Annotated in this window: 16 protein-coding genes and 1 tRNA gene; 10 read left to right on the top strand and 7 right to left on the bottom strand. The window is 45.5% G+C overall.

Annotation, left to right across the window (positions count from 1 at the left end; all coding sequences use genetic code 11):
• Positions 1-49: 49 nt before the first annotated feature.
• Positions 50-1993 carry a DNA primase gene (dnaG, locus tag ACFPFU_RS17885; RefSeq protein ID WP_377066575.1) on the bottom strand — a complete coding sequence of 648 codons (1944 nt, stop codon included), beginning with the start codon at positions 1991-1993 and terminating at the stop codon, positions 50-52.
• A 306-nt stretch (positions 1994-2299) separates the two neighbouring features.
• Between dnaG and ACFPFU_RS17880 the strand changes: the two genes are divergently transcribed.
• From ACFPFU_RS17880 to ACFPFU_RS17855, 6 genes are all read left to right on the top strand, one after another.
• Positions 2300-3394 (top strand): Mrp/NBP35 family ATP-binding protein, encoded by a 1095-nt coding sequence (locus ACFPFU_RS17880; RefSeq protein WP_377066573.1) that lies wholly within the window; start codon positions 2300-2302, stop codon positions 3392-3394.
• Positions 3395-3398: 4 nt separating this feature from the next.
• Entirely contained in the window at positions 3399-3647 is a 249-nt protein-coding gene (locus ACFPFU_RS17875) for a NifU family protein (protein ID WP_377066571.1), read from the top strand.
• Between the two features lie 16 nt (positions 3648-3663).
• Positions 3664-6723, top strand: coding sequence for a M43 family zinc metalloprotease (locus tag ACFPFU_RS17870; RefSeq protein ID WP_377066569.1), 3060 nt, complete (start codon positions 3664-3666; stop codon positions 6721-6723).
• A 144-nt stretch (positions 6724-6867) separates the two neighbouring features.
• The gene (locus ACFPFU_RS17865) at positions 6868-7641 is read left to right on the top strand and encodes a PASTA domain-containing protein (protein WP_377066567.1); all 774 of its coding nucleotides are present in this window, start codon (positions 6868-6870) and stop codon (positions 7639-7641) included.
• Complete coding sequence (locus tag ACFPFU_RS17860; protein WP_377066565.1) at positions 7641-9485, top strand: T9SS type A sorting domain-containing protein; 1845 nt, start codon at positions 7641-7643, stop codon at positions 9483-9485. The genes ACFPFU_RS17865 and ACFPFU_RS17860 overlap by 1 nt, the downstream gene beginning before the upstream one ends.
• A gap of 3 nt (positions 9486-9488) precedes the next feature.
• Complete coding sequence (locus tag ACFPFU_RS17855; RefSeq protein ID WP_377066563.1) at positions 9489-9797, top strand: rhodanese-like domain-containing protein; 309 nt, start codon at positions 9489-9491, stop codon at positions 9795-9797.
• A gap of 117 nt (positions 9798-9914) precedes the next feature.
• On the opposite strand, the gene ACFPFU_RS17850 is transcribed toward ACFPFU_RS17855, so the two are convergent.
• On the bottom strand, positions 9915-11024 hold the full coding sequence (locus ACFPFU_RS17850; protein ID WP_377066561.1) for a site-2 protease family protein: 1110 nt from the start codon (positions 11022-11024) through the stop codon (positions 9915-9917).
• The gene (locus ACFPFU_RS17845; RefSeq protein ID WP_377066559.1) at positions 11014-11643 is read right to left on the bottom strand and encodes an HAD family hydrolase; all 630 of its coding nucleotides are present in this window, start codon (positions 11641-11643) and stop codon (positions 11014-11016) included. Before ACFPFU_RS17845 ends, ACFPFU_RS17850 begins: the two co-directional genes overlap by 11 nt.
• Positions 11644-11858: 215 nt before the next feature.
• Between ACFPFU_RS17845 and ACFPFU_RS17840 the strand changes: the two genes are divergently transcribed.
• Both ACFPFU_RS17840 and ACFPFU_RS17835 read left to right on the top strand, forming a co-directional pair.
• A tRNA-Ile gene (locus ACFPFU_RS17840) sits at positions 11859-11932 on the top strand.
• A 53-nt stretch (positions 11933-11985) separates the two neighbouring features.
• Positions 11986-12285 carry a GIY-YIG nuclease family protein gene (locus ACFPFU_RS17835; RefSeq protein ID WP_377066557.1) on the top strand — a complete coding sequence of 100 codons (300 nt, stop codon included), beginning with the start codon at positions 11986-11988 and terminating at the stop codon, positions 12283-12285.
• A gap of 162 nt (positions 12286-12447) precedes the next feature.
• Here ACFPFU_RS17835 and ACFPFU_RS17830 read toward each other — a convergent pair whose 3' ends face one another.
• From ACFPFU_RS17830 to ACFPFU_RS17820, 3 genes are read right to left on the bottom strand one after another with little or no spacing between them, the layout of a single operon-like run.
• Positions 12448-12879, bottom strand: a complete 432-nt coding sequence (locus ACFPFU_RS17830; protein WP_377066555.1) for a nucleotidyl transferase AbiEii/AbiGii toxin family protein — start codon at positions 12877-12879, stop codon at positions 12448-12450.
• On the bottom strand, positions 12876-13235 hold the full coding sequence (locus tag ACFPFU_RS17825) for a nucleotidyl transferase AbiEii/AbiGii toxin family protein (protein WP_377066553.1): 360 nt from the start codon (positions 13233-13235) through the stop codon (positions 12876-12878). The genes ACFPFU_RS17830 and ACFPFU_RS17825 overlap by 4 nt, the downstream gene beginning before the upstream one ends.
• Positions 13232-14026 (bottom strand): type IV toxin-antitoxin system AbiEi family antitoxin domain-containing protein, encoded by a 795-nt coding sequence (locus tag ACFPFU_RS17820; protein WP_377066551.1) that lies wholly within the window; start codon positions 14024-14026, stop codon positions 13232-13234. Before ACFPFU_RS17820 ends, ACFPFU_RS17825 begins: the two co-directional genes overlap by 4 nt.
• Before the next feature lie 442 nt (positions 14027-14468).
• Between ACFPFU_RS17820 and ACFPFU_RS17815 the strand changes: the two genes are divergently transcribed.
• On the top strand, positions 14469-14711 hold the full coding sequence (locus ACFPFU_RS17815; protein WP_377066549.1) for a GIY-YIG nuclease family protein: 243 nt from the start codon (positions 14469-14471) through the stop codon (positions 14709-14711).
• Positions 14712-14950: 239 nt separating this feature from the next.
• On the opposite strand, the gene ACFPFU_RS17810 is transcribed toward ACFPFU_RS17815, so the two are convergent.
• Complete coding sequence (locus ACFPFU_RS17810) at positions 14951-16024, bottom strand: serine hydrolase domain-containing protein (protein WP_377066547.1); 1074 nt, start codon at positions 16022-16024, stop codon at positions 14951-14953.
• Between the two features lie 203 nt (positions 16025-16227).
• On the opposite strand from ACFPFU_RS17810, the gene ACFPFU_RS17805 reads away from it, so the two are divergent.
• Complete coding sequence (locus ACFPFU_RS17805) at positions 16228-16761, top strand: YfiT family bacillithiol transferase (protein ID WP_377066545.1); 534 nt, start codon at positions 16228-16230, stop codon at positions 16759-16761.
• Positions 16762-16935 lie beyond the last annotated feature (174 nt).

Below are 16935 nucleotides of genomic sequence, written 5' to 3'. Positions count from 1 at the left end.
GCAAAAATACATGTTTTACATCTTAGAACCGATCTTTCGAAATATTAGTTTAAATTTTCGGCGAAATCACGATCCCAAGTTCCCTGTCAATCTCCCGCTGATAGTTTTTTAGCTCGAGATATACCCTTTGAAGCTCAGCGATTTCCTCTTCCCGGTCGGTCGCGACCTCCTTCATCTTATCCTTTACCTCTTCCATCATCTTTTTAAGATAAATGCTTTTTAGTTTCAGGGAAGTCCTATAGGTTGTTTTGGGCAGATCGTCCGACTCTTTTTTCGTGAATATCTGGTGCTTTATTTCCCAATAAGTAGAAATTTCCCTGCCGTGGGAGATCATGTGGATGACTTCTGTCTTGAGTGTGCTGTCCTGTATGCCCAGAAAATATTCGTGGCCCGGCAACACGCCCCTTTGCAGGGCCTGCTTGTAATGAAACAGCAGTTTTTGGTAAACAGGGGTTTCGAATTGCAGGTCCTTGGTCTCTTCCAGGAGATATTCACAGACATGCATTTCGTCCGATACTTTCTCAAAGCCGTAATTGATCAAAATCCGCAGCATTTCTTTTTCCTGAAGGGCCGTTTTATGCTTGCGTGATTTTAGCTCATCCTCAGGGGACGTAGAAAGAAGCTGCTCAGGGGGGGAGTGAGGTGTATCCGGGCTTTCACGAAAGGACGCTTTTTTAGCATCCTGAATCAGGATCTTGTTAAGTTCGGTATGAATGGTTTCTTCCTCCATTTCCAGGAGCCGGGCAGACTCTTTGGCATAAACCGAACGGATGAGTGGATCGGGTATTTTGGCAATGCTTTGTACGATCTGCCTGATGGCATCGGCTTTTTTTACCGGATCGTGCGCGGTTTCATTTCCAAACAGGGAGATCTTAAAGTGGATGAAGTCCCTGGCGTTTTCTTTCAGGTATTTTTGGAAAGCCTCTGAACCGGATTTTCGGGCAAAACTGTCGGGATCCTCTCCATCAGGGAAAACCACGGCTTTCACATTCAATCCCCCCTCCAACAGCATATCGATCCCCCTTAGTGAGGCTTGTATCCCTGCAGCGTCACCATCATAAAGCACGGTGACCTGGTCGGCAAACCGCTTGATCAGCTTGATCTGGCTTTCGGTGAGCGAAGTCCCCGAAGAAGCCACCACGTTTTCAATGCCCGACAGGTGCATGGATATGACATCGGTGTAGCCCTCTACCAGATAGCAGTTCTTTTCCTGTTTGATGGCCTGTTTGGCCTGAAAGATACCATACAGCACATCACTTTTATGGTAGACGGCCGTCTCGGGCGAATTGATGTATTTGGGTTGTTTTTTATCCTGTGTAAGTATTCTTGCCCCGAATGCTATCGCTTTGCCGCTCAGGTTATGGATGGGAAAAATAACCCGGCCCCGAAAGCGGTCATAATGCCTGCTTGGGTCGCTTTCCTTTTGGAGGATCAACCCCGCTTTCAAAAGTATTTCTTCATTGAAACCCGACTTCCTGGCATTTTCCAACAAGGTGTCCCAACTGTCAAGGGCATATCCCAGATCGAATTTTTCAATGATCCGCTGGTTAAATCCTCTCTCCCGGAAATAGCTCAATCCAATCGATTTACCCTCTTCTGTGGTAAGGTTCCCCAAAAAATGTTCTTTGGCGAAATTGAGGACGATATAAAGACTTTCTCTTTCGTTATGCTCCTGGATCGCCTCCGGGGTGGCCTGGTTTTCCTCCTCTATTTCAATACTGTATTTTTTCGCCAAATGCCGGATGGCTTCTGTGAACCCCACGCCCTCAATGTCCATGATAAACTGTATGGCGTCCCCAGCTTTACCGCAACCGAAACATTTGTACAACTGTTTGGACGGTGAAACGGAGAAGGAGGGGGTCTTTTCATGATGGAAAGGGCAGCATGCCCATAGGTTTTGCCCTTTTTTCTTGAGGGTTACATAATCGTTGATGACCTCTTCTATGTCAGCCCGCTCCCTTACTTTATCAGTAGTATCATTTGAAATCGCCATGGTCAGATCAAGATAGGTTCAAAGATAAGGGGTAATACCTGAAAATAACATGATCTTGTTAAAACAAAAAATGTTTCAGGGACTTTGTAAAGCCGGAATTATCAGGTTTGCCTACGGTGGAGTCCGTTACGATTAAACTGGCTGTCATTTTTATACGGCCCCCATTTCCCAGAAACTATTTTATGATGGTAGAGGTTTAAAAGAACAGGGGCAGCGATGATGGGAAAGGAGAAATTTAAGTTTCCATGAATAATTTTATAAAGACCTGAAATAGCCCTAACTTGCAGGGAAAAATAAACAACTAGGATGAGTATTTCGAGAGAGAAGGTTTTACAAGCACTGTCTACAGTCGAAGACCCTGACCTTCACAGGGATTTAGTGTCCTTGGGGATGATACAGGATCTGAAAATTGAAGGAAATAAAATCAGCTTCAAGGTTGTACTGACAACCCCGGCCTGCCCTTTAAAAGAGTTGATCAAGGCGAATTGTGAAGGGGCGTTGACGAAAGCGCTGGGGGAAGACATCGATATGGATATTTTTATGACCTCAAACGTCACCACCACAAGGAATGAGGGACCCTTGTTGCCTAAAGTGAAAAATATAATCGCGGTGGCTTCCGGCAAAGGGGGGGTAGGTAAAAGCACCTGTGCCTCTAACCTGGCGGTATCTCTGGCCAAATCGGGAGCTAAGGTCGGGTTGATTGATGCGGATATTTTTGGCCCTTCTGTACCCACCATGTTCAATGTAGAGGGAGAGCAACCGGCCGTGAAACAGGAAAATGGGAAAAACATTATCATACCCATAGAGCAATATGGAGTGAAGCTGATGTCCATAGGTTTTCTGACGCCTGCGGAGAGTGCGGTGGTATGGAGGGGACCCATGGCCAGTTCGGCGCTTAAGCAGTTTATCGGGGATGTGGAATGGGGTGAACTGGATTATATGTTGATCGATTTGCCTCCAGGAACTTCCGATATCCATCTCACCATGGTGCAGTCTGTGCCTGTCACTGGGGCGGTGATCGTGACGACGCCACAAAAAGTAGCCCTTGCTGATGCCACGAAGGCCTTAACCATGTTTAAACAGCCCCAAATAAATGTCCCCGTATTGGGAGTTGTTGAAAATATGGCTTATTTTACACCTGAGGAATTGCCGGACAATAAGTATTACATCTTCGGAAGGGAAGGAGGAAAAAAACTTGCTGGAAAATATGATGTACCATTTTTGGGAGAAATTCCGTTAGTACAAGGGATAAGGGAAAGTGGGGACAGTGGATATCCTGCCGTAATGAAAGATGGGGTTACTGCTGAGGCCTTTGGCGAACTGGCGGAAAATGTAGCCAGGCAGGTAGCCATCAGAAATGCTAAAATGAGTAAAACTGAGGTAGTACAGGTAAAAACTTAAGATAATGCTAAATCAATATAAAAACCAAATTGAAACAGCGCTCGATGCCATACGGCCTTATCTTGAAGCTGACGGCGGCAATGTGAAGGTGGTGGAATTGTCCGATGACATGGTATTGAAGCTCGAACTGACAGGTACATGCAGTTCCTGTCCGATGTCTACCATGACCCTCAAGGCAGGGGTGGAGGAGGCCATCAAGAAAGCCATTCCCGAAATCACAAAAGTGGAAGCGGTAAATGTTGAAATCGCCTGATTTTTTTTGTTTTCGGATGAACGAATTCTGGAAAGCACTGGCACCTCTTTGGGTGTCGGTGCTATTCTTTTTTATATTTCTTCCTCTGGATATTTTTTCCCAAACCCTTTTCGGCCGTGCTTTCCAACATGAACATGATGAAAAATGCGGTGCTGTATATATAGAGAAAAAGCAACAGGAACAACTAGGAGTCTACGGTACCCGGGAATTTTTTGAAGCCTGGATGGAAGACCGGGCGGAAGAGCGGAAAAAGAAGCCTGAAGCTTTCCGCACTATGGATGAGGGAATCCGCCGTATTCCGGTCGTCGTCCATGTTATCCACAATGGTACGCCGGTGGGGGAAGGTGCCAATATCCCGGAAGCGCAACTGCTCTCCCAGATCCGCATTTTGAATGAAGATTTTCAGAAACGGAATGCCGATGCCGTCAATACGCCGGAGGAATTTCAAGGCGTGGCCGGTGACGCCCAAATCGAATTTGTATTGGCCATGCAGGATCCGATGGGCATGCCGACAAACGGGATCAACAGGGTAGAAGGCCCCAAAGAAAGCTATAGCCTCAATGATGGCCCCCTGATTGGAGAATTGGCCTCCTGGCCTCCTGAAGAATACATGAATATCTGGGTAGTGCCGCTGACCCCGCCCACGATCGGGTATTCCTCTTTTCCTGAATCAGACGAATTGCCTGGTTTGGATTTTCCTCCTCCTACGCGACAGACAGACGGAGTAACCATTGATTATCGGTATTTTGGCACAGGAGGAAACGCGCTGGCCAATTCCAGGGGAAGGACAACCACCCATGAAGTAGGCCATTTTTTGGGACTGAGGCATAACTGGGGTGACGGTGGCTGCGGAGTGGATGATTATGTGGATGATACCCCGGACCAGGACCGTCCCAATAATTCATGCTCGGCTACACCGAGATTCAGCTGCGATTCCAGGGATATGGTGGAAAATTTCATGGATTACACCCCCGATCAATGCATGACATTGTTTACACAAGGGCAGGTGGAACGCATAGATGTGGTTTTGGCCTTCAGTCCCAGACGACATTCCTTATTGACCAGCAGAGCGCTTGAGGCACCGCAGTTATTTGACAATGACCTCTCGGTGGAAGCCATCATCAGCCCCAATGATTTTGTATGTTCCCCGACGGCACAACCCGAAATCAGGGTGATTAACCAAGGAACAGAGAGAGTGACCCATGCCCGGGTGGCCATCAGGCTGAATGGACAGTTGTTGGAGAACAGAAACTTTGATCTGGATATCCCAACAGGAGAATTGGCTACACTTACTTTTGGAAACGTCTCTATTCCAACCACGGGAGAGAATGTCTTTGAGGTGGAAATATTGGAAGTCAATCATGGGCCGGACGAAGATGAGACGGACAATAGGAAACAGTCTTTTCCGAGAATAGCTGAGACAGCGGCCATTCCCTATTTTTATCAAGGCCATCAGGAATCAGAGAAATGGGATTTCATTAATCCTGACAGTGGGATGACCTGGGAACCTTTGAGCCTGACGATAGGGGGTGAGTCACAGGATTTGTTCTATATGAATGCCTATAATTACAACGTGCAGGGAGAATTGGATTACCTGGTGAGTCCGAAATTGGACCTGAGCCAGCTAAATGAAGCCCAGCTGAATTTCCAACTGTCCTTTGCACCTTATGCCAATGAAGAGTTTCAGGAGGCATTAATTGTGGCCGTTTCCACGGATTGCGGCAACACTTTTGATGTATTGCAGGCGCCTTATAACAAACGGGGGGTCAGCTTAGGAACGGCCGAAGCTTCTTTCAATGAATTTTTCCCGAATTCAGAACATGATTTCAGAAGAGAAGTGGTAGACCTGGATGCCTATGCCGGTTTTTCGGATGTGAGGATCGCTTTTATTGCCATCAATGGTTTTGGAAATAACATATTTATTAAAGACATAGCCATTAATGAAGAAAAAATTTATAATTACGATTTTGAGATTTCATCTTTTGCAAGTCCGCTTCCAGTGACCAACGGTGATCAGGAAAATGAATCCCTTTTGATAACCAATACAGGTAATCTGGCTATTGAACACTTTTTTCTCGAAAGAAGCACCAACAACAGTACGCCCGAAGTCATCCTCTTTGAGGACATTGGCCTTGGGGTAGGAGAAACCCGGGAAATTTCCCTGTCCAGCTCATTAAGCGAGGGCCTTAACAGGGTGAGTTACCGGATTTATGAACCCAACTTTGATCAAAATCCCGGTAGCGAGGACGCGATTGTCAGGTATTTTGTCCAGGATACGGTGACTATATTGAGTCCATGGCGCCAGAATTTCAATGCCTCTGATGCCTTCACTCCCTGGATCAGGGTAAATCCTGAGTCCAATAACTCCAAATGGAGAGTCATTCCTTTGGAAAGTCAGCAGGAGAATGTGGCCGTTCTGGAAAATCCCGATTCCGGAGACTCCTATTGGTTGGTGTCGCCGGAGTTTGATCTCAGCATGACGCGGTCAGCCAGCTTGTTCTTTGATTGGACAGGGGGAGGATTTGACCCGGAAAGATCCTCCAAGATGGATATATTGGTCAGCAACGATGGTGGGGTGAGTTATACCAAGGTTTGGGAAAAAGAAGCTTCGGCATTGAACGTGGTAGGAACCGGAAACATGCCTAATCCTAATACTGCGGCAGATTATGAAAGCGCTTATGCCAATTTGAGTGATTATGCCGGTGAAGGTAATGAAAAGGTGCGTGTGTACATTAGACTTCAAAATCAGAATGATAGAAATGCGGCGGTATATCTGAATAATTTGGAACTGTATCTATCTGAAAATCCGGATCCGGTGGATCCCGGACTGAACAATGCCTTGATATTCCCTAATCCGACAGACGATTTGTTTAACATCAGCTTTAACCTTACGGACTATGAGGATGTCAACATTCAGTTTATCAGTACGACTGGACAGGTGGTTTATGATGTGGATTATCCTAACACCCTCAATCAAACCTATACCTTCAGTAAGGTGATCCTTAGTAAAGGGCTGTTCATTGTGAAAATCAGTAGTGATTCCATCACGGTGAACAAAAGGTTGATCGTAAGGTAATACCAATATAACCACATTCCCGTTTTAAACTTACGTAAAAGCAGTGTAGATTCGTGACGGAGAATTGATGGGCAACCCTGACCGGGTTAATTATGTTAACTTTGGGTCAATTGAAAACGGAAAACTATTACAATACCTTTATATATGAGTGAATTAAAAAATGGATTGAAAAAAGTAGGGATTCATCTGTTGATGATCCTGGGTATTTTTTTCGTGCTTTTAACGGTGTTTTTCAAAGTGTATTTGCCCAGCTATACCAATCATGGAGAGTCGGTAACCGTGCCTGACCTGGAAGGTTATCATTATAAGGAGTTGGAAGCTTATTTGAAAGCGAGGGACCTCCGGCTGGAAATCACTCCTGACAGCGGGTTTGTGTCGGATATGAAACCGCTTCACGTGTTGAAGCAAAACCCGAAACCGGGCACGAAAGTGAAACAGAACCGCAAAATATATGTGACCCTGAATGCTCAAAATGCGCCTTTGATAAACATGCCTAATCTGGTCAATACCCCGCTGAAAAATGCCCAGGAAATACTGGCCAATCACGGGCTTATCCGTGGCGAAATCGTGTATGTCCCGGATATAGGCATCAATGTGGTGTTGGAGCAGAAGTACAGAGGCAGGAACATCAGGGAAGGGTTTGAAATCCCCAAGGGTTCCCAGATAGATCTGGTGGTAGGAGATGGTTTGGGGAACCAGATACTCGAAATGCCGAACCTGATCGGGATGGATGATGTAGAGGCAGAATTCCTGATTTTGGGTTCCGGTCTTAGGATGGGAAACATCAATTATGTGCCCACAGACTCTGTGCCCAAGGGAACTGTAGTGAGACAGCTTCCTCCAGCAGGATTGGACATGAAAACCGGCGAGCAAGTGGATATTTGGGTGTCTGAATTGGAAGAAACCATAGCATTCTGATGATGTTACTACGGGGAGCAGGCTGGCTATGTTTAGGACTTTGTATGCTGGCGTGGCCATCACATGGTCTTTATGCCCAATTCAGACAGCTCCCTGTGGTCAAACCCGCTGAAAGGAGCTTTGACGGCTTTCGTGAAAAGAGGATGGACGAGGCCATCGAGCTTCCTTTTTGGGATGACTTTTCAGATGGGGTAATCGATACCCTTAAATGGGAAAGCCGTGGGGTGCTGCCTTCCATGACGATTGGTATCAATCCACCCTCCTTGGGCGTTTGTTTTTTGGATGGGGTGGATGTCAATGGCGAGCCCTATTCGAGGACCCGTCTCGAAAACGGAGAAGGGGACCAGCTGATTTCAATGCCGATTGACTTGTCAGGTGTCAGTGACGCCGGATCAGGTACTGTTTTCCTCAGTTTTTTTTGGCAGGCAGGAGGCAAAGGAGAGATGCCTGATGACAATGACCAGCTTGAACTTTATTTTATGGATGTTAGCGGTATCTGGACCAAAGTATGGGAGCAGGCGGGAGGGGATGAATTGCCTCTTGATGAATTCAACCAGGTGATTCTTCCGGTCGATGCAAATTATTTTCACGGCGGTTTTCGGTTTAAATTCCAGTATCAGGGAAGGCTATCCGGTCCTTTCGACACTTGGGTACTGGATTATGTTTATCTGGGACAAAACAGAAACGCCTCTGATCTTTTTTATGAAGACAGGACATTGACGCAGTTGCCCAGCAGTCCTTTTGGCAAATACGGAGCGGTGCCCCTGTTTGATCTCAACCGGAACGGGAGCAATTATTTGAGCCAGATTGAGGGGCAGTTTAAAAACCTTAGCAACCGTTTCAGAGCCATGGAGTACACCATCCTGCTCAGAAACAGGGAGACCCAACAGACGTATAGCCAAATTAACCTTAATACGCCGTTCAATCCTGTGCCCCAGGCCCAGGAGAGGCGGGATTTTGTCAGCAGGGCAGTGGAGGATGTGGTTTTTGATGAGGAGGAAGAGTTGGACCTGGAGATCCTCATGTACCTTGCCACAGGGGATTTTTATAAAGTGGACAATATTACGGGCAGGGACACCACTTTTCATGACAATATAGATTTCAGGATCAACGATACCGCCCGGTACGTTATGCCCATTAGAGATTACTTCAGCTACGATGATGGTTCTGTGGATTATTCAGCCGGGATCAACCAGCGTGCCGGTATGTTGGCACTCCGCTATGAACTTGATACACCGGCCTATGTTTCAGGTGTCAGTATCAATTTCACCAACTACCTTCAACGGGGAAATGCCATAGAGCTGATGGTTTGGGATTCGTTGAACAGGGAGCCCTTGTACCGGCAAGAGGTGTTGATACCGGAAGACAGCCGTCCGGAGACGTTTTCCTACTTTCCCATAGATACCAATGTGCAGGTGTCCGGGAGCTACTATGTGGGTTTTACCCAGTTTACCAACGACTTCCTATACGTGGGCCTGGACAAAAGCAGTGACAGCGGTGAAAATGTTTTTTATAATGTCTATGGGGATTGGGAACAAAATACAGAAGTATCCGGCAATCTAATGATAAGGCCTCACCTTAGCTTGGCTCCGGTTAGGGAGACGGTGGTGGAAGAAGACGCCTCTATCCGGGTTTATCCCAACCCGGTAACCGGTATTTTATATATAGAGGGTGAAATTACAGATGTGCAGGTTTTTGATTTTCAGGGCCGTTCAATAAATGTGCGGGAGGAAAGTGATAAAAATTTTAAAATGCTTAATTTTGCCGGCAGACAAAAAGGTGTTTATCTTATTAGATACCAGCAAAATAACAAACCAAAAACATTTAGAATCTTAGTGAAATAGAGAATGAAAGATATTGAAGTAAACGAATTAAAAGAACGACTTGATAACAACGAAGAATTTGTATTTATAGATGTAAGGGAGGAATATGAATATGAAGATGACAATCTGGGTGCCTGGAATATCCCGCTGGCCCAGTTGCCATATAAGTTAAAAGAGCTCGAATCCCATATAGATGAAGAGATCGTGATTCATTGCCGTACGGGGGCCAGAAGCGGCAATGCCAAGCAGTTTTTGGAAAACAAAGGGTTCAAAAAAGTAAGGAATGTATTGGGAGGGATTGTGGCCTATAGGAACCTCGAAGAAGAGGAGTGATTGAAGGAGGTTGATTGTATATTCCCGTATCTATAAATTTCAGGGTGGAATAGGTTTTTTGTTTTGACCCTTCATAACCGGAACCATCCGGGGCATACTTGCGGGATGGTTCCGGTTTTATTCGATGATAAAAGGCTGTGGAATGAAACAGCAGATAAAGATAATGATGGCCAGCCATCCCAATATTTTTCGTTCCGGAGTGATTTGGCGGCTGTCGGCTACTTCCGGATGGGTGATGCCCAGAATCCTTCCCAGGAGAAACGCAAACAGTAGCCAGCCCGAATATCCTACCAAGGTTGGGAAAATGCTTACCAAAGTATATTGAGCAGCCACTATACTTAAGGTAAAAAGCCATTTGTTCTGGTTGGAAAGCCCCGATTTTCTGAAGCAGATATAGACAAAACCGATATAGATGGGTAATGCCAAAACCAGGTAATTGATGTCCTCAAATGGGCTTACAATACCCAGGCCTGCAAAGAACAGGAAAATAGTGTAGGCACTCAGTGAAAATATCCTATGATGGCGGGGGAACAGACCGAACACGATATGACCGCCATCGAGCTGCCCAATAGGAAGCAGGTTTAGTGCGGTGAAAAACAGGGCAAGGTAACCTGCAAAGAGATAGGGATAATGAATGACTTCCGCCATATCGGGCATTTTTTCCGGATCTGCCAAACCTTTTTCCATTGCCCAAAACAGCAGGTTATATCCTAACTGCAGGTCCAACACCCCTTCTGCTTCCTCCTTGTTGTAATCAGGATCGGCGTATTCCGGATGGATTTCATAAATATAATCCGCGTCGGGAAGATGGGTGAAACCATACCAGAGGACGCCCAGGGCCAATATGAATCCGGCCAGGGGTCCGGCGATGCCTATGTCAAAATACTTTATCCGGCTGGTGACCATGGTTTTCATCCTGATGACGGCGCCAAAAGTACCGATGGAGGGGGCACCGATAAATCCCAGCCATGCGGGGATAAAATAAGGCAGGGAGGATCTCACCCGGTGATAGATGGAAGTAAACAGGTGTCCCAGTTCATGTACCAGCAGGATACCGATAAAGGGCACGGAAAAGTGCATGGAGCGGACAAAATATCCCCAAGTCAGTGGCTTTTCACTTGAAAGGATACTCCTTCCAAAAAGCCATTCCCCGCCTGCCAGCGTGGTGGCAGTCAACGTAAGGAGAAACAGCAGGCCATGTTTGAGGTATTCCTTGTTACTGTACATTTTCAAAAAAACGGATGAGGGCTTTGGGATGGTTGATGTGAAAGGTTTGTAGGCCCGCATCTTTGGCTCCTTTTAAGTTTTCTTCCAGGTCATCAAAAAACAAACATTGGGATGGTTCTGCGCCGATTTCTTTGACCACTTGTTGGTATATTGCCATATCCGGTTTTCTCAGACCCATTTCATGGCTGAGAAAAAGCCTGTCAAACAGAGCAGGCCAGTGGCCGGGGATTTTTTTTCTGAACACTTCTTCCACCACTTTAAAATGGATGGCATTGGTGTTGCTGAGCATATAAAGCTTGTATTTGCTTTTGAGGGAGAGCAGAAGGTCCAGCCTTTCCAGAGGGATGTCTACCAGCAGGCTGTTCCATACTTCGTCGATCCACCCATCCTCCCATTCCTGTCCAAAAAAGGCCCTGACACCGTTTCGGAAGGCCTCTTCATTGATCTTTCCCGTTTCCAGGTCAAAGTGGTGGGTGGAGACCATGAATTCCTTTATTTTCTCATGCTCATGTTCCGGAAGTCTACTGTTGAGTTTGTCGAAAGTGAGTTGATAGTCAATATCATAAATGACGTTGCCTAAGTCGAAGATCAAAAATTGGATTCCGTGGTAGTTTTTCATGCGGTTTAATGTTGTGAAATTAAAATCAAATATGTAACATTGCAGTCCCAAAAGCAAGGTAAACCACTGAAATCAGCGTTTATCTCTTTTGAGGGCCTATAGCTCAGTTGGTTAGAGCATCTGACTCCCCTCCCGATAGCTATCGGGACTTCGGGGCAGGGGGTCCCTGAGGGATGTATATTAGGAAAAGGAAATTTGAATAAAAGGTAATATTAGGGCCTATAGCTCAGTTGGTTAGAGCATCTGACTCATAATCAGGGGGTCCCTGGTTCGAGCCCAGGTGGGCCCACAGGGCCGGGAATTATTTTCCGGCCTTTTTTATAAAACAGCATTTTTCAGGGGATGCAACCGGTGGTTTACATTCTATATTCCAACAAACTGACCCGTTTTTATACCGGCGTGACGACGCTGAGTGCGGATGAGCGGCTTGAGCACCATCTTGAAAAGAAATACGGAAAGGGCCATTACACCCAAAAGGCAGATGACTGGACCCTTTTTCACTGTATAGAATGCGAAGATTTTTTCCAGGCCAGAAGAATGGAACTATATATCAAGCGGATGAAATCGTCGGTTTATATCCGCAATCTCAAAAAATATCCTGAGCTTGTGGATAAGCTGCTTATAAAATTTCAGAGCATCTGACTCCCCTCCCGATAGCTATCGGGACTTCGGGGCAGGGGGTCCCTGGTTCGAGCCCAGGTGGGCCCACAGATGCCCTTCGTATTCAATACGGAGGGCTTTTTTATTTTTGGATTAAACGAAACAGTCTATTTAGCTCAGCTTTCTTATCCATGCCAGAATGGTTTAAAGTCTTTGTACCAATTCACCAAACAACCACTCAAAAGCCTCCTCCTGATCATATTTCAAATCAGGATTCAAAAGCCCTTCCATATCTCCCGAAAATTGTTTTGATCTCTTCTTTTCCTCCATATTGAGCAGGAATTCCTTTTGGCTCGGCGGCGTGCCCACCACGAACTTCATGTACTCATTGTAACAATGGATGATTTTGTCATAATCCAACTTTGCGTGTTGGTCGGCATAGTAGAGATCAAACAAATCCCTGCCCTTCTTACGTTGGTAGAGTGCCCGGACCTTGGTTCCCAGAAGTTCATCTAAGTGATATGTGATAATGTTACACCCCTTTGTAAACCATTCACTTGCTACAGAAAATGGAAATGGATTCCATCCAAGCAGATTGAAATGCTCCCGGCAATTGATCTCTATCTTTAGTCTCAACCGAATTTCTGGTGAATATTCTTGAAGCGATAAAGTAACGTGTTATTGTTGGCTTTTGGCTTGACCATTCTATCTTCTTCAAAAAAGGTAATGATTTTATCTATTCTCTGTAGGATAGGCTTGATCGGGCCTTCTTTGATTTGGACTAGGTCAATGTCCTCTGAGTATCTTGGAGCCGGATTTAGGTAGAGTTTGTGTAGTGCGGTGCCTCCACGGAATGCCAGATTTTCGCTTAGGAATTCATCAGAGAAAAGTGCTACCAATGCTCTGGATATAATCAGATCTTGTTCTACCTGCTCATTGGTAGCCCAGGGAGCTTGATCCCTCCATTTTGCTATATAGGGCCTGGGAATCATAAATCACTTTCTAATTCAATGTTCCTATCTACTTTCCACATATTATCAACTCTTCCGGGTTTTTTATCTTTATCAGGACACAGCAACACGGGGAAATATTTTTTACTGTTAAAGTACTCTTCCAATGGATCCAATAGAACCCGGTCAAATTGCAACTCTTGAAACAGGAACCCCAGCCTTTGAATAGAGCTTATATGTGGATACCATTGGAGTAAGTCCTTAATATCCTCAGGAGTTACAGACTCAATTAATTCTTCCAGATTAGTCATAATCCTGTTCAACCCACCCATTTTGGACTGGTAGTGGATCAGGTCAATAGCTGTTAGGGCAGGTGAGGAAATATTAAAGATGCCGGCATCAGATTTCCTTTGCTGAATATTTTTGTCCGGCCACTTACTGGTTGCTGAGATACTCAGATAGATGTTCCCTTTTTTGATGTTCCGAAGGTTGGGGAGGGTTGTCATGAGGTAGCTCTGTTGAACCTGTTGGTGGCTTGCGCCGTGAAATGCCGCTGCCGAGAAGAATGCAATGTAATAGGGCTTATCCAAGAACTTAAATAGCTTTTCAATATAGAGCTCCAAAGGAAGCTTGCCGAATGCTTTGTACCTGGGAGGAAGTATCAGATAAAATCCCTGACGCAGTGTAAGTATCCTTTTTTTTCCGGACAGACGTACTAATTCATGCCGTAAAGCTATATCTGTCTTGGGGATCGCTGCTTTTAATTCATCCCAGGTAAACGCATACTGTTCATACGCCAGGCAATTTTCTGCAAAATCAGCAACACGCATCATGTCTTAGTAGTTTTATGCGAAAGGTAGTGAAAAATGGATATGTATGCATAATAATACTATAAAAATTGCTACCATTGGTAAGTTTCAATTATAGCAAATATAGAGAAAAAAGAATCAGATAGGTTATGAGCTACTTAATGCAAAAAAATTCATTCTCTCCGCTGCCTCTTTATCAATACCTTTCCATTTTGCTCTTATGCTTTATTTCATGTAACCGAAGGCTTTTTTCAACAGCTTCCTCATTGTTGGAAAATCTTTTTCATTTATTAGATTCTCCATTTTTCCCATTTCCTGAGTATTCCCTAATTCCGATTCAATCTCCTGATATAGAAGGTATAACTTCTTCACATCTTCCGAAAGCCGGTTCGAAATTTGCACAGTGTCGCCCACAGGGCCGGGAACTATTTTCCGGCCTTTTTTATAAAACAGCATTTTTCAGGGGATGCAACCGGTGGTTTACATTCTATATTCCAACAAACTGAACCGTTTTTATACCGGCGTGATGACGCTGAGTGCGGATGAGCGGCTTGAGCACCATCTTGAAAAGAAATACGGAAAGGGCCATTACACCCGAAAGGCAGATGACTGGACCCTTTTTCACTATATAGAATGCGAAGATTTTTCCCAGGCCAGGAAGATAGAGCTGCACATTAAGAAAATGAAATCCGCCGTCTACGGAACCTGAAGAAGCATGAGGAGCTTGTTTGCAAGCTGCTTGGAAAGTTTAGGAGCATCTGACTGCCCTCCCGATAGCTAGGGATGCTTTGGTTTGGCAGTTTTTAAAATCTGAGAAGTCATTTGGAATTTGATGCAAACACCTTGAACCATATTTGCAGGAGAATATACTTGTGGGAATGAAAGATATCAAGGATTTTAAGGCAGGAACTTGGCTGAAGCAACTGGAATACAAAAGTTTCAGCCGGTTTACTCCAGCCGCTGAAAAATATTTTCGCCGATATCCAGGGAGTGTTTGATGATGGATGTATAGATTTCTTTTCCGTTGTCGCCGTTTGTAAAGATTACAATGCCTCTTTTCGATGCAGGCAATAACATCATGATGGTGTTGACCCCGGGATCTTTTCCGGTATGCATCAACACATATTCGTCATTGGGAAGATCTTGTATTACCATCCACCCCAAGCCTAAGCTAACGCGGTCACCAAATGGTAAATAAATACCCTTATCGCCGGCCGGTTGGGGGGTGATCATCTCCCGAAACAGGGAGTCGGACAATCCCATGCCCTCCATAACCCATGCGCCGAAGTTCGTGTAGTCGCCGACGGTAGAAAGCAGGAGATCCGCTGCATTTGCCTGATACCACTTCTTGAGCGGATAAGCTTCCCCCTTTTGATTATGCGGCGTGGCAAAATCCTTTTCATCAAACTTTTCAGACCAGTAAAAGCCAGTGTTTGACATTCCCAGCGGAGAAAAGATCAGGGAATCAGCAAGCGTATCTATTCCCTCCCCGAATTTAATTTCCAAAGCTCTCCGGAGGTATTCCAGCCCTTCACCGGAGTATTTTCGGTCGGTGCCGGGCTCAAAATGGAACTGCAGTTTTTTATCAGCTTCTTCGCTGCGCCAATTGGCGAATCCACTTTGATGTGTGATCACATGGCGTGTGGTCAAATCATAAAGGTAGGGACTTGAGTTTATATCAAGATCGATCCAATAATTTGCCAGCGGTTCGTCGAGGTTCCATTTTCCCATATCCACCAGTTTCAGCGTAAGCATTTCGACCACAGGTTTCGTAAGTGAGGCGACATTGAAGAAGGTGTTCTGGGAAGGAATGCCTTTATTCCCGGTCTCTGTGATGAAGCGTACGCTTGCTAATTTGCCCTGCTCAATAATCCCGATCCCTGCAAGGGGCACGTGCCGTTCATCAAGCCACTGCGTGATCAATGCCTTTTCGGGCAGATCGATGCCCTTGCAGGCCGGTTTTTCCTGAGGCCCCGACAGCAACAGGATAAGAAACAATAAAACGGCGTTAAAATGTAGCATTATTTCGATTTTTAGTATTTGACACCAAGGAAACTTGGTAGGTTACATAAAGCTGAGAACTATCTAAAAAAATTTAGAAAGCATAACTGCACCCAAAGGCGGATGACGGATTCTCTTGTATGTGATAGGATATTTCCAGGAGCCGGATCTAATATTATCCGGTACGTCATTCACATGCAGACACTTTGCCGTATCTTTGGGCTATGGAAAACCGGACAATCGACAAACTCAGATTCCCTATAGGAACGTTTGAAAAAAAGGAAGAGTATTCGGAAGAGGAAATCAACTCGATGATTGAAGTTATTGAAGAAGCGCCCGACCGTTATAAGGCCCTGATCGAAGACCTGGCACCGGAAGACCTGAAAAAAACCTATCGCCCGGGAGCCTGGAATGTGCGGCAACTGGTCCACCATGTGGCCGATATCCAACTGCTTCATTTTTTGAGAATGAAAAAAGCCCTCACCGAGCCCGGTTACACAGAGGTAACCCTCATCGATGTGGATGGCTGGGCAGGCACCCCCGATGGACGGGACGAACCTGTGGCCGACTCACTGATTATGCTACAGGGCATTACCAAACGGTATGTATTCCTTCTCCGCTCATTGGATGAAGACAATCTTAAAATAACGTATTTTCATCCCGTCAGAAAATACCACATCAACCAGGCCCAGGCCATCGCCATGTCTGCCTGGCACCTTCAACACCACTTGGCGCATATTAAACAGGCTGTCGGCTAGACGGGGCCTTCAAATTGGCCGCAACGGGGCGGGTCGGGCAAAATCTATAAAAACACATTGCCGGGATGTTTCCGGCCTAAGCCTTGAAGCATGACCGCTTATTACCAGCGGGTACAAATTGGAACTTAGTTTAAAAAGAATTACTGTCCAGATAAATCACTGACAGCCTTCTTA

Origin of the sequence: Negadavirga shengliensis (assembly GCF_042652345.1) — a bacterium.
In the GTDB taxonomy this organism is placed as follows: Bacteria; Bacteroidota; Bacteroidia; order Cytophagales; family Cyclobacteriaceae; genus Negadavirga; species Negadavirga shengliensis.
The sequence above is the reverse complement of the archived record's forward strand: the minus strand, read 5'-3'. Positions and strand labels throughout refer to the sequence as shown.

Excerpts from the sequence above, each read along its gene's own strand:
- dnaG (WP_377066575.1), bottom strand. The coding sequence starts at position 1,993 with ATGGCGATTTCAAATGATACTACTGATAAAGTAAGGGAGCGGGCTGAC.
- ACFPFU_RS17880 (WP_377066573.1), top strand. The coding sequence starts at position 2,300 with ATGAGTATTTCGAGAGAGAAGGTTTTACAAGCACTGTCTACAGTCGAA.
- ACFPFU_RS17875 (WP_377066571.1), top strand. The coding sequence starts at position 3,399 with ATGCTAAATCAATATAAAAACCAAATTGAAACAGCGCTCGATGCCATA.
- ACFPFU_RS17870 (WP_377066569.1), top strand. The coding sequence starts at position 3,664 with ATGAACGAATTCTGGAAAGCACTGGCACCTCTTTGGGTGTCGGTGCTA.
- ACFPFU_RS17865 (WP_377066567.1), top strand. The coding sequence starts at position 6,868 with ATGAGTGAATTAAAAAATGGATTGAAAAAAGTAGGGATTCATCTGTTG.
- ACFPFU_RS17860 (WP_377066565.1), top strand. The coding sequence starts at position 7,641 with ATGATGTTACTACGGGGAGCAGGCTGGCTATGTTTAGGACTTTGTATG.
- ACFPFU_RS17855 (WP_377066563.1), top strand. The coding sequence starts at position 9,489 with ATGAAAGATATTGAAGTAAACGAATTAAAAGAACGACTTGATAACAAC.
- ACFPFU_RS17850 (WP_377066561.1), bottom strand. The coding sequence starts at position 11,024 with ATGTACAGTAACAAGGAATACCTCAAACATGGCCTGCTGTTTCTCCTT.
- ACFPFU_RS17845 (WP_377066559.1), bottom strand. The coding sequence starts at position 11,643 with ATGAAAAACTACCACGGAATCCAATTTTTGATCTTCGACTTAGGCAAC.
- ACFPFU_RS17835 (WP_377066557.1), top strand. The coding sequence starts at position 11,986 with ATGCAACCGGTGGTTTACATTCTATATTCCAACAAACTGACCCGTTTT.
- ACFPFU_RS17825 (WP_377066553.1), bottom strand. The coding sequence starts at position 13,235 with ATGATTCCCAGGCCCTATATAGCAAAATGGAGGGATCAAGCTCCCTGG.
- ACFPFU_RS17820 (WP_377066551.1), bottom strand. The coding sequence starts at position 14,026 with ATGATGCGTGTTGCTGATTTTGCAGAAAATTGCCTGGCGTATGAACAG.
- ACFPFU_RS17815 (WP_377066549.1), top strand. The coding sequence starts at position 14,469 with ATGCAACCGGTGGTTTACATTCTATATTCCAACAAACTGAACCGTTTT.
- ACFPFU_RS17810 (WP_377066547.1), bottom strand. The coding sequence starts at position 16,024 with ATGCTACATTTTAACGCCGTTTTATTGTTTCTTATCCTGTTGCTGTCG.
- ACFPFU_RS17805 (WP_377066545.1), top strand. The coding sequence starts at position 16,228 with ATGGAAAACCGGACAATCGACAAACTCAGATTCCCTATAGGAACGTTT.